This is a genomic window from Roseateles sp. P4_D2, assembly GCF_056401875.1.
Map to the genome: position 1 here is coordinate 208,939 of NZ_JBFUIM010000012.1, position 11,441 is coordinate 220,379.

The 11,441-nt window shown below is 66.1% G+C and carries 7 protein-coding genes; 5 read left to right on the top strand and 2 right to left on the bottom strand.

The window, feature by feature from the left end; all coding sequences use genetic code 11:
- Positions 1-18 precede the first annotated feature (18 nt).
- From dctA to gstA, 4 genes are all read left to right on the top strand, one after another.
- Positions 19-1,362, top strand: a complete 1,344-nt coding sequence (dctA, locus tag AC1DW0_RS21425) for a C4-dicarboxylate transporter DctA (RefSeq protein ID WP_477947862.1) — start codon at positions 19-21, stop codon at positions 1,360-1,362.
- A gap of 369 nt (positions 1,363-1,731) precedes the next feature.
- Positions 1,732-4,665: a sensor histidine kinase gene (locus AC1DW0_RS21430; RefSeq protein WP_477947864.1), complete on the top strand. Its 2,934-nt coding sequence runs from the start codon at positions 1,732-1,734 to the stop codon at positions 4,663-4,665.
- Positions 4,662-6,470, top strand: a complete 1,809-nt coding sequence (locus AC1DW0_RS21435; protein ID WP_457355543.1) for a response regulator — start codon at positions 4,662-4,664, stop codon at positions 6,468-6,470. The genes AC1DW0_RS21430 and AC1DW0_RS21435 overlap by 4 nt, the downstream gene beginning before the upstream one ends.
- Positions 6,471-6,600: 130 nt before the next feature.
- Positions 6,601-7,206 carry a glutathione transferase GstA gene (gene gstA / locus AC1DW0_RS21440; protein ID WP_477947867.1) on the top strand — a complete coding sequence of 202 codons (606 nt, stop codon included), beginning with the start codon at positions 6,601-6,603 and terminating at the stop codon, positions 7,204-7,206.
- A 116-nt stretch (positions 7,207-7,322) separates the two neighbouring features.
- Here gstA and AC1DW0_RS21445 read toward each other — a convergent pair whose 3' ends face one another.
- Complete coding sequence (locus AC1DW0_RS21445) at positions 7,323-8,081, bottom strand: MauE/DoxX family redox-associated membrane protein (protein WP_477947869.1); 759 nt, start codon at positions 8,079-8,081, stop codon at positions 7,323-7,325.
- A 17-nt stretch (positions 8,082-8,098) separates the two neighbouring features.
- Positions 8,099-8,854 (bottom strand): alpha/beta fold hydrolase, encoded by a 756-nt coding sequence (locus tag AC1DW0_RS21450; protein WP_477947871.1) that lies wholly within the window; start codon positions 8,852-8,854, stop codon positions 8,099-8,101.
- A 281-nt stretch (positions 8,855-9,135) separates the two neighbouring features.
- Here AC1DW0_RS21450 and AC1DW0_RS21455 point away from each other — a divergent pair, with 281 nt between their 5' ends.
- Complete coding sequence (locus tag AC1DW0_RS21455; RefSeq protein WP_477947873.1) at positions 9,136-11,154, top strand: PAS domain-containing hybrid sensor histidine kinase/response regulator; 2,019 nt, start codon at positions 9,136-9,138, stop codon at positions 11,152-11,154.
- Positions 11,155-11,441 lie beyond the last annotated feature (287 nt).

An 11,441-nucleotide genomic window follows, 5' to 3' on the forward strand; every position in this document is an offset into this window, starting at 1 on the left:
TAAATTCGGAGACAAGCGATGCAAATTCCCAAGCTTCTCAAGATGCTCTACGTTCAAGTCCTCATCGGGCTGGTGGTGGGCATCACGGTTGGTCACTACTGGCCGGAATTCGGCGCTTCCCTCAAACCCCTCGGCGACGGGTTCGTCAAGCTCGTCAAGATGATGATCGCCCCCATCGTGTTCTGCACGATCGTCAGTGGCATCACGTCGTTGGGAGAGTCCAAGGAGATTGGCAAGACGCTGATCAAGGCCATGGGCCTGTTCTATGCGCTGACGGTCATCGCGCTGTTCACGGGCCTGGTCGCGGTATCCGTCATGCAGCCTGGCGCGGGCATGCACGTCGACCCCACCCACTTGGATGCAGCGGTGGTCGCCAAATACACGAGCAAGGTGCCGCCGAGCGGATTTGTCGAGTTCGTTCTCCACATCATTCCCACCTCTTTCTTCGGTGCGTTTGCCGAGGGCGAGGTCCTGCCGGTGCTGCTGCTGGCCGTGCTGTGCGGCTTCGGACTCACGCGCATCGGCCGTGGGGGGCACGTCGTGCTGTACAGCATCGACAGCTTCTCGCACATGCTCTTCGCTGCGTTCGGTTTCGTCATGCGGTTGGCCCCGCTGGGTGCATTCGGTGCGATGTCGTTCACCGTCGGCAGGTACGGCATCAAGTCCATCGGCTCCCTCGGCATGCTGATTGGCACCTTCTACGTCGCCTGCGTCTTCTTCGTCGTGGTTGTGTTGGGCCTGCTCGCCCGTGCGCACGGGTTCAAGCTCTGGCAGCTGCTCCGCTACATCCGGGAGGAACTGCTGGTCGTTCTGGGCACCTCATCCAGCGAACCCGTGCTTCCCCGGCTCCTGATGAAGTTGGAGCGGCTGGGATGCAAGAAGGGCGTGGTCGGTCTGGTGCTGCCCACGGGATATTCCTTCAACCTGGACGGCACCGCCATCTACCTGACGCTGGCGTCGATGTTCATTGCGCAAGCCTGCGACATCCATTTGAGCTGGGGACAGATCGGTGCGATGTTGGGGCTGATGTTGCTGACATCGAAGGGTGCGGCTGGCGTGACCGGCAGTGGGTTCGTCGCCTTGGTCGCCACGTTGACCGTCATGCCTGACCTGCCCGTTGCAGGCGTGGCTCTGCTGGTCGGGATCGACCGCTTCATGTCCGAAGCGCGGGCTCTGACGAGCACGATGAGCAATGCGGTGGCCTGCGTCGTCGTATCCATCTGGGAGAGGGCATGCGATCGCGAGGTCCTGACGCGTGAATTGGCGATCGGTTTTGTTCAGGTCGAGCTCGAAGAAGAAACCGAAAGGGAGATTCCGGTCGCTCAACCCGCGCCCGTGGTTCAGGCAGTGCAGGCCCACTGAACGCTTGTCGGGCACCGCGCCCCTCCCGTCCGCCATCCGATCGACCGGGACGATGGCACACCGTCCCAGGGCTCCGAGCCGCCGGCCACGCCCCACGAAGCCCTTGCCGAACCTGCGTCCAGTAGGCAATGAAGTTCTGAAGCTCCCGGTAACGGGCCTTTCGCGATACGCTGCTCACTTGCTGCCAGCGGCAAGCGAAGGCAAAGGAATTCAGTGGGGCAACTGGAAGGCCAGAGTCAGAGACACCTCCTGCCGGGTCTGCTCCTGGCTTCGGCTCTGCTCACCTCGCCATCCCCTGCCCTCGCGCTCGATCCTCCCCTGCAGGTATCCCAGTACGCGCACACCTCGTGGACTGCTCGGGACGGCGCCTTGCTGGGCCTCGTCTTTGCGATGGCACAAACCCCCGACGGCTATCTCTGGGTCGGTGGGTCATTTGGCATGTTTCGCTTCGACGGCCTTCGGTTCGTTCCCTGGCAACCACCGAGAGGCCAGTCGCTGCCAAGCAATCCCTACGCCCTGCTGGTTTCCCGCGATGGCACGCTCTGGATTGGCACCTTCAATGGCCTGGTCAGCTGGAATGGCATCGAGCTGACCCGTTATCCGCAGATCCCCAACGGGTTCGTGACGTCGTTGTTCGAGGACCGCGACGGAACGGTCTGGGCCGGCCTGCTGGGCGAACAGGGACGGCTGTGCGCCATCCGCGCAGGTCAGGCCCAATGTTCCATGCCCGAAGGCGGGTTTGGCCAGTTCGTCTGGAGCCTGGCCGAAGACAAATCCGGGGCGCTGTGGGTGGGTGCGGACTCGGGCCTCTGGCGATGGAAGCCCGGGACGCCGCAACGATTCGAGACGCCAGGCGCGCGAGTGGGCGACCTGAGCACGACCGCCGATGGACAGCTCCTGATTGGCATCCGTGGCGCAGGAATCCAGCGCATCGACGGCGACAGGTTGGTGCCTGCTCCGATGCGAAGCGCTGCCAAGCCCGATGAATGGCTAGCTGACCGCGACGTCAAGGCCAACAAGTTGTTGCGGGACCGCGATGGCGGGCTCTGGATCGGAACCGAAGGCCACGGGATCCTCCATTTGCAGGAGGGGCAGGCCGACGCGTTCACCCGGGCAGACGGCCTCTCCGGGAACATCGCCTGCAGTCTCTTCCAAGACCGCGAGGGCAACATCTGGTTCGGCAGCGAGAAGGGAATAGACCGCTTCCGAAAGCTGCCTGTCACCACCCTCTCCTTGCAACAAGGGCTGCCCAATGACGGCACGAAGTCTGTGCTGGCCACGACGGACGGCAGCGTCTGGGTGGCAACCGGCGATGGACTGGCCCGATGGAAGGGCGCGAGACCGACCGTCTACAGGGAACGCGACGGCCTGCCCGACGCCAGGGTGCAGTCCCTGCACCAGGACGCCGAGGGGCGACTCTGGGTGAGCACGGGCCGTGGCCTCGCCTACTTTGCGAACGACCGCTTCGTCGCCGTCAGCGGTGTGCCCAGCAAAGAGATCTATTCCATCACGGGGGACGGGGCGGGCGACCTCTGGCTTTCAGGCAACGATGGCCTTGCACGGCTGCACAAGGGCCGATTCGCCGAGAACATCCCGTGGGCCGCGCTCGGTCGCCGGCAACAGGCCAAGGTCGTCGTCGCCGACCGAGGTGGCTTGTGGCTGTCCTTCTGGCAGGACGGTGGGGTGTTGTATTTCAAGGACGGCAAGGTCCAGGCCGCCTACACGCCCGCCGAAGGGCTGGGCGCGGGCCACGTCGCCGGTCTCCGGCTCGATGCCGACGGGGCGGTCTGGGCCGCCACCGAAGAGGGAGGCCTCAGCCGGATCAAGGATGGCCGCGTCACCACGCTCGCGGTCGGCAACGGCCTGCCCTGCAACACAGTGCACTGGTCGACGCTGGACGACGATGGGTCGCTGTGGATGTATGCGTCCTGCGGACTCGTGCGGGTTCTGCGTGATGACCTGGCTGCCTGGATCGCCGACCCGAGCCGCCGGGTCGCCACGAAGGTCTGGGGGGCCGCGGATGGCGTGCCGCTGCTGGCGCTCACGCCGGCCTACTTCAACCCTCCCGTGGCGAAAGGGCCGGACGGCAAGCTCTGGTTCGTGTCGGGCGCAGACGTCCAGGTGATCGCCCCCGACCACCTGCCCTTCAACCCGCTGCCGCCGCCGGTTCACATCGAAGCTCTGCTCGCCGACCACAGGCCCTATGCGGTCGAGAACGGCCTTCGTCTGCCCCCGCTGGTCCGCGACATGACGATCGAGTTCACCGCGCTGAGCCTGGTCGACCCGAAGAGCACGCGCTTTCGCTACAGGCTGGAGGGGCACGACAACGATTGGCAGGAGGCCATCGACAGGCGCCAGGCCACCTATACCAATCTGCCGCCCGGCAACTATCGCTTCCGCGTGAAGGCGTCCAACAACAGCGGCGTGTGGAACGAGGAAGGCGCGCAGCTCGAGTTCGCCATTCCGCCGGCCTTCTACCAAACCACCTGGTTCCGCCTGGCCGGCGCCGTCCTGCTCATCGGCCTGGCATGGAGCGCTTTCCAACTCCGGCTGCACATGCGCATCCGGCGGCTGCATCGGCAGTTGGAGGCGACGCTGGAGGCGCGTATTGCCGAACGCACGCGCATCGCTCGCGACCTGCACGACACCCTGTTGCAGCGTTTTCACGGGCTGCTGCTGCAGTTCCAGGCCGCGCTCAACCTGCTGCCTGATCGCCCGCGCGAGTCGAGGCAGATCCTTGCGGGCGCCATCGACCATGCAGCCGAGGCGATCACGGAGGGCCGCGACACCGTGCAGGGCTTGCGGACCTCGGCGCTGGAGACCAACAACCTGGCGGACGCCTTGCGGGCGCTCGCCGAGGATCTGGCGAACGAGAGCGGTCACGCGGCATCGGCGCATGTCGAAGTGCAGGGAACGCCGCAAGCTCTGCATCCGCTGGTGCGCGACGAGACCTTCCGCATCGCCGGCGAGGCGCTGCGCAACGCCTTCCACCACGCTGATGCAAAGCAGATCCAGGTCGGGATTGGCTACGACGAGCGGCAGCTGTGCGTACGGGTTCGCGACGACGGCAAGGGGATCGACCCGGAAGTGCTGCACGCGGGCGAAAAACAAGGGCACTTCGGGTTGAGCGGCATGCGGGAGCGCGCCGAGCTCGTCGGCGGCAAGCTGGCGGTTCGCAGCGGCCCGGGGACCGGAACGGAAGTGGTATTCAGTGCGCCCAGCTCGCAGGCGTACAGTCGGCCAGTACCGGCTCGATCGTGGTTCCTCCACAAGAAGTTCGCACCCAGCGAGGTCGGCGAATGACCGAAGATCTGACCCGCATCCAGGTTCTCTGCGTCGACGATCACCCGATCGTGCGGCAGGGCATCGCGATGCTGCTTTCCGTGGAGCCGGACATGGCCCTCGTGGCGGAAGCAGCGAACGGACGCGAAGCGATTCAGCAATTCCGCGCGCACCGCCCGGACGTCACGCTGATGGACTTGCAGATGCCCGGCATGAGCGGGCTTGACGCGATCGGCGCGATCCGGGCCGAGTTTCCCGAAGCCCGGATCATCGTGCTCACCACCTATGCCGGCGACGCTCAGGCGCAGCGCGCCTTGCAAGCCGGCGCGCGCGGCTACCTTCTGAAGAACGCCTTGCACAAGGAGCTGCTCGACGCCATCCGCGCCGTGCACGCCGGCCGCCACGCGCTTCCGTCGGAAGGGTCATTTGAACTGGCCGAGCAGATCATCGACGACAACCTCACGCCGGCGGAGATCAGCGTCCTGCGATTCATCGCTCAGGGGAACGCCTACACCGAGATCGCCAGGGTGCTCGCGCTCAGCGAGGAGGCGGTCGAAAGCCAGGTGCGAAGCACCCTGTCGAAGCTGGATGCCCGGGATCGCGCGCATGCCGCGACGATCGAACTCGAGCGCGGGATGCTCCAGACCGAGCGCGCCGCCCGGCACGCAGCCGAAGCGGCCAACCGCGCGAAGAGCGAGTTCCTCGCCGGCATGAGCCACGAGCTGCGCACACCGCTGAATGCCGTCCTCGGCTACGCGCAACTGCTGACCATGGAGGGCGGCCTGAGCGCGCGCCAGGCGCGCGGCCTGGACACCATCCACCAGAGCGGGCAACACCTGCTGGCGCTGATCAACGACATCCTCGACCTGGCGCGCATCGAGGCCGGCCGCACGGACCTGAACCCGGAGCCGGTACACCTGACCGGCCTGCTGCAGACGGTCGTGAACCTCATGCGGGTGAAGGCAGACGAGAAGCGTCTGGCCTTCGTGTTCGAGGCCGGTGAGGGCTTGCCCGAGGCCGTGCTGGCCGACGAGCGCCGGTTGCGCCAGGTGCTGCTGAACCTGCTGGGCAACGCGATCAAGTTCACCGACCACGGCACGGTCGCGCTGCGCGCCCGTGCTGAGCCGACTGGCCCCGGGCAGGTGTTGCTGCGGCTGGATATCGAGGACACCGGTGTCGGCATGCGCCCCGACGACATGGAGCGTATCTTCAAGCCCTTTGAGCAGGTGGGCGACGTGCAGCACCGCAGTGCTGGCACGGGGCTGGGGCTCGCGATCACCCGCGCGTTGGTGAACGACATGGGCGGACAAGTGCAGGTGAGCAGTGAGTTCGGGCGCGGCTCCCGATTCCGCGTGGAGCTGCCGTTGCCAATAGCGCAGCCGGCGGAGGCCGCGCCTCGCAGGATGCCCGGCGTGGCGCGCTACACGGGGCCGCCGCGACGCGTGCTGGTGGTCGACGACGTGGCGGCGAACCGCACGCTGATGTGCGATTTCCTCACCAACGCCGGATTCGAAGTGGCGCAGGCCAGCGATGGCAGCGAACTGCTGGCAGCGGCGAGGAGCTTCCGGCCGGACCTGATCTTGATGGACAGCGTGATGCCGTCTGTCGGCGGCGTGGAAGCCACGCGCCGACTGCGGCGGGAGGCCGATCTGGCCACCGTGCCTGTGATCGCGGTCTCGGCCTCGGCCACCGCCGAGCACCGTGCCGCCTGCCTGCAGGCCGGCGTCAACGTGTTCCTGACCAAGCCTGTGTCCCTGGAAGCGCTGCGGGCCCATATCGGAGAGCAGCTCGGCCTGCAATGGCCGCCCACGGCAGGCGCTGACTGATTGAGCGGCGGCATGGTCCGGGCGGGCGCGTTGCGCGCCCTGCCCTCACCCGGCAATCCTCGAGGTTTGAACGACTGAAGCGATTGGATTAGCCTGCATGGCTCACGCTCGCTCGCAAGGAGACCTTTCCATGAAGCTCTACTTCGCCCCTGGTGCCTGTTCGCTGTGCCCACACATCGTGGTGCTGGAGGCGGGCCTGGCCGCTGAAACCGTGCAGGTCAATTTGAAGGCCCACCAACTGCTCGATGGCAGTGACTACTACGCCATCAACCCGCGCGGCTACGTGCCGCTGCTGGAGCTGGACGACGGCCAGCGCATCACTGAGAACGCAGCCATCGTGCAGTACCTGGCCGAACGCGCGCCCGACCGAGGCCTGCTGCCACCGGCCGGCACCCTGGCACGCACGCGCGTGCAGGAATGGCTGGCCTTCGTCGGCAGCGAACTGCACAAAGGCTTCTCGCCGCTGTTCAATCCGGCCCTGCCCGAAGAGGACAAGCCGATCTTCAAGAAGAAGCTGCTCGATCGCTTTGGCTGGGTGAACCAGCAACTGGCCGGGAAGTCCTACCTGATGGGTGAGACCTTCACCGTGGCCGACGCCTACCTGTTCGTGGTCACCGGCTGGGCCGGCCGCGTCGGTGTGGACATCGCGGGCCTGGAGAACCTGGCGGCCCACCAGGCGCGAACGCGCCAGCGCCCTGCGGTCCAGGCGGCCCTGCAGGCCGAAAGTCAGGCTTGATCGCTGCTGCTGGATAGCGGGCCGCTGCCTCGCCATGGGAAGAAGCGCCCGTGCCTGCGCGGCGCTGGCCTCAGCACCACAGCGGCGGGCGAGGAACACTGCACGTGTGAGCCATGTCAGGGGACTCCAAGGCCGGCGGGCTTCACCGCCATCCAGCAAGCCATGGCGACCATCATCAGATTCTCGGTCAGCGAGACAAAGCCCAGCGGCACGCGGCTGTCACCACCCACGCAGGCACACTTCAGCTCGCGCTTGTCGACATACACCGCCTTGAAGACAGACACCGCACCCACCACCCCTATGAAAAGCGCCAGGGCAATCGCCAGCCACCTGAGCGCATCTGCCAGCATCAGGATGCCGGCCAGTCCTTCTGCGAACGGATAGATGTAGGCGTAGCGAACCCACCTCCTGGCCAGAAGGTCGTAGTTGAGGAACATGGTGGAAAAGGCCTCGACATCACGCAGCTTCTGAAGGGCCAGCAGGCACATCGAGAGGGCCACGAAACGCTCCATGGCCTGGACGATGCGCAGGCCGCCGTAGTCGTCCCAGCCGATGGCCAACGACATCGCCGCGGCCATTGCGAACAACATGACGACCGGCAGGTAGGTGGCAGCGCCCTCGTCCTTCACCGGGTGGCCAAAGAACGCGCGCAGGTCATCGTGCCCACCTATGCGCCTGCCATCGATGAAGGTCTGAGGCGTGGTCTGCACGCCTTGCGCCTTCTTGAATGCCTCGGTCTCGGCGTGGCTGGTGAGCGGGTGGTCCTCGACCTCGTAGCCGTGGCGCTTCAGCAGATCCAACGACTTCAGCCCGAACGGGCAGACATGCTCCGGCATGACCATCCGGTACAACACTGCCCGTTTGACCGGTTTCACCACCGCTGCACTTCGGCTCAGGCGCCGGAGCCCACGGTTGAACGCGTTGATGACGAGGCATCCACCTTCGCCAGCCAACGCAGGACGGCCTCGCCGACCGCCTCCGGCTGCTCCAGCGTCGTCAGGTGGCCCGCCTGCGGCACCAGCAGCAACTCGACGTCACCCTTGAGCAAGTGGGCCATCTGCTCACTGCGCTCGGGCGGCGTGACCTGGTCCTCGCGGCCACAGACCACCAGCGCCGGACACTCCAGCGTCTGCAGCACGTCGCGGCGGTCGGCGCGATTCATCGCCGCCGTCTGCTGACGGACGAAGCCGCCGACCCCGACGGTACGCGCCATGTCGCGCAACAGGTCGAGCAGTTTTTCATCGGCGGCATGCGCCGGATGCAGCAGACGAGCGGAAAGCTCTGCAACAACCTGCTCGAACGTCGCGGTGCCCGCCTTGAGGCGATCGAGGATGCGCTGGCGGTTCAGCCTGGCCTCGGCCGTGTCGGCGCGCGCGCTGGTGTCGATCAGTGCGATGCCCGCGACCCGGTCCCGCGCCTGGCGGCAGAGCTCCAGCGCGACATAGCCGCCCAGCGAGAACCCGGCGACAGCAAAGCGCCCCGCAGGCATGCGCGCCAGCGACGCAGCGGCGAGCGCGCCGACGTTGTCGGCGATGTGGGTCTGCCCCTTTTCCACGATGCGCTCCTGGGAGATCGCTTGAAGAATGGGCCCCCACACCCGGGCATCGTTCAGAAGCCCAGGCAACAGCAGCAACGGCATCGACGCCATGGTCGCTCCAGCCAATGGTTCTGGCGACGACGGTAGACCGGTCGGGACGGTTCGCGTGTCGGACAACTGCCTGAGCTTTCAAGCCCATGCAGGCAAGCAAAGTGTTACTTACGGCGCGCCATGGCAGATTGGACTTAGAGTCAGAACGGCGCGCCGTTGCGCTGCGGAACCATGGCCACGCTTGCAGGAGCGAACGAATGGTCGCCAGATCCGGAAAATCAGCTCACCGAGGCAGGAAGGTTTTGCGCAGCAAGCGCCGGTCAACGCTTGAGTCGAGGCAAATGAGCGGTTCGCACGCACGCCGGTATCAACAGCTCTTCGCGGCCAACCCCTTGCCCATGTGGGTCTATGACCTGCAGACGCTGCGCTTTCTCGACGTCAACGAGGTGGCCTGCCAGAAATACGGCTACACGCGCGAGGAATTCCTTTCGATGTCCATCCGCGACATCCGCCCACCGGAAGACGTGGGCGCCGTGGAGACGTCGGTGCGACTGACGCCGGCTGAGGTGTTCAACAGCGGCATCTGGCGGCATCGGCTCAAGGACGGGCGGCTGATCTACGTCGAAATCACCTCGCATGAGTTGCTCTATGAAGGCCGGCCTGCCCGCTTCGTCGCACCGCTTGACGTGACCCTGCGCATGCAGGCGGAAGCGGCACTGCGAGAGCGCGAGGCCGGCTTGCGGCGCGCCCAGGGGGTGGCCAAGCTCAGCCACGTCGTGACCCGCCCGGACGGCTCCTTCGAGCGCTGGTCCGACACCCTGCCCCAGCTCGTCGGCTGCGCGCCGCAGGACATGCCGCGCACGACACGTGACTGGATGAATCAACGGGTGCATGCCGACGATCGGGCCAGCTACCGCAGTGCGAGCCTCGAAGCGGCGCGCACGCGGGCCAAGGTCGAGGTCGAATACCGCCTGGTGCGCGCCGATGGCGAAGTCGTGCAGGTGGCCCAGGTGATCGAGCCCCTCGAGGAGGTGGCCGAGGTCGGCGGCCTGCGATGGTTCAGCACCCTGCAGGATGTGACGGTCCAGAAGGCGGTGGAAGCCACCATGCGCGACCTCAACGAGCAGCTCGAGCACCGGGTGGCCCTGCGGACCGAACAGCTGGAAGCATCCAACCGCGAGCTCGTCGCTGCCACCCGCGCCGCCGAGCATGCCAACCAGGCCAAGAGCGAGTTCCTGAGCCGCATGAGCCATGAACTGCGGACGCCGCTGAACGCCATCATCGGCTTCTCGCAAATGCTTGCCTCCCCGGGCCACGGCTTGCCCGCGGAAAGGCAAGCTGCCTTCAACGCCCATATCCAGAAGGCCGGCGAGCACCTGCTGACGCTGATCGGTGAACTGCTCAACTTGTCGCAGATCGAAGCCGGCAAGCTGAAGCTCGACATGCAGGTACTGCCGCTGCGCCGGTTGCTGGCCGAGTGCGAGGCCATGGTCATGCCGCAAGCCCAGGCCCGCGGCCTGCAAACGAATTTCGAGGCGCCGCCAGACGCGCTGGCCGTTGTGGCGGACCGAACGCGACTCAAGCAGGTGCTGCTGAACCTGCTGTCCAACGCCATCAAGTACAACCGGCCGGGCGGTGCGCTTGAACTGCGGGTGCGACCCTCCGGCGCCGAGCGTGTGCGCATCGAAGTACAAGACGGCGGCTCCGGACTGCGCCCGCAGGAGCTGGCCCAGCTCTTCGAGGCCTTCAATCGGCTGGGGCATTCCGGCGAAGGCCCGGGCGCCGTGGAAGGCACGGGCCTCGGCTTGGTCGTGACCCGGCACCTGGTCGAATTGATGGGCGGCCGAATCGGCGTGGACAGCACGCCCGGAACGGGCAGCTGCTTCTGGTTCGAGCTGGCTGGCGGTGAAGCCGTGTCGCGAAAGCCGGAGATCGGCGTCGGCCCACAGGAGCGCCCCGGCGGCGTGAGCGACATCCAGCCGCAGCTCACCGTACTGCTGGTTGAAGACGACCTGCCCAGCCACGACCTCGTGCGCGCGCAGCTGTTGCATCGGCCGGACCTGCGCCTCATCACGGCAAGCAACGGCCGCGAGGGTGTGGCGCTGGCCCTTGCCCATGCGCCCGCCGTCATCCTGATGGACAACCGGATGCCGGAACTCACCGGGCGCCAGGCCTTTCAACTGCTGTCGCAGGATCCGCGCACCGCCAGCATTCCGGTGATCGCCATCAGCGCGGGGGCCGACGCCATGCCCGAGGGTGACGGCGAGCCGATCCTCTGGTTCCGCCGGGTTGCCAAACCGTTTGACCAGGGTGATCTGCTGTCTGCGATCGACGACGCCATCCGCCACAGAGCGGCCTGAAGTCGTCCGGCCGATGCTAAAGCTAACTTACCATATCAACTGACAAACTTGCGGCGCGACAGCCATCGGGACCCCCACTTCAGGCTCCCGGCCAACTTCTGAAAAACCATAACGACGGTGCGGCCATTGTGTTTGCGTTGCCTCTGTAGCACATGACTCACAGAATGAGCTGACCTACAAATCAAATGAACGAGGCGGCCATGTCTGAGACGCTGCGCAGCCGGCCGAGACAGGAGACAGGTGGGAGAGTTGAACGGTGGCCGCGCGCGCCGCGCTGCGTTCATGGC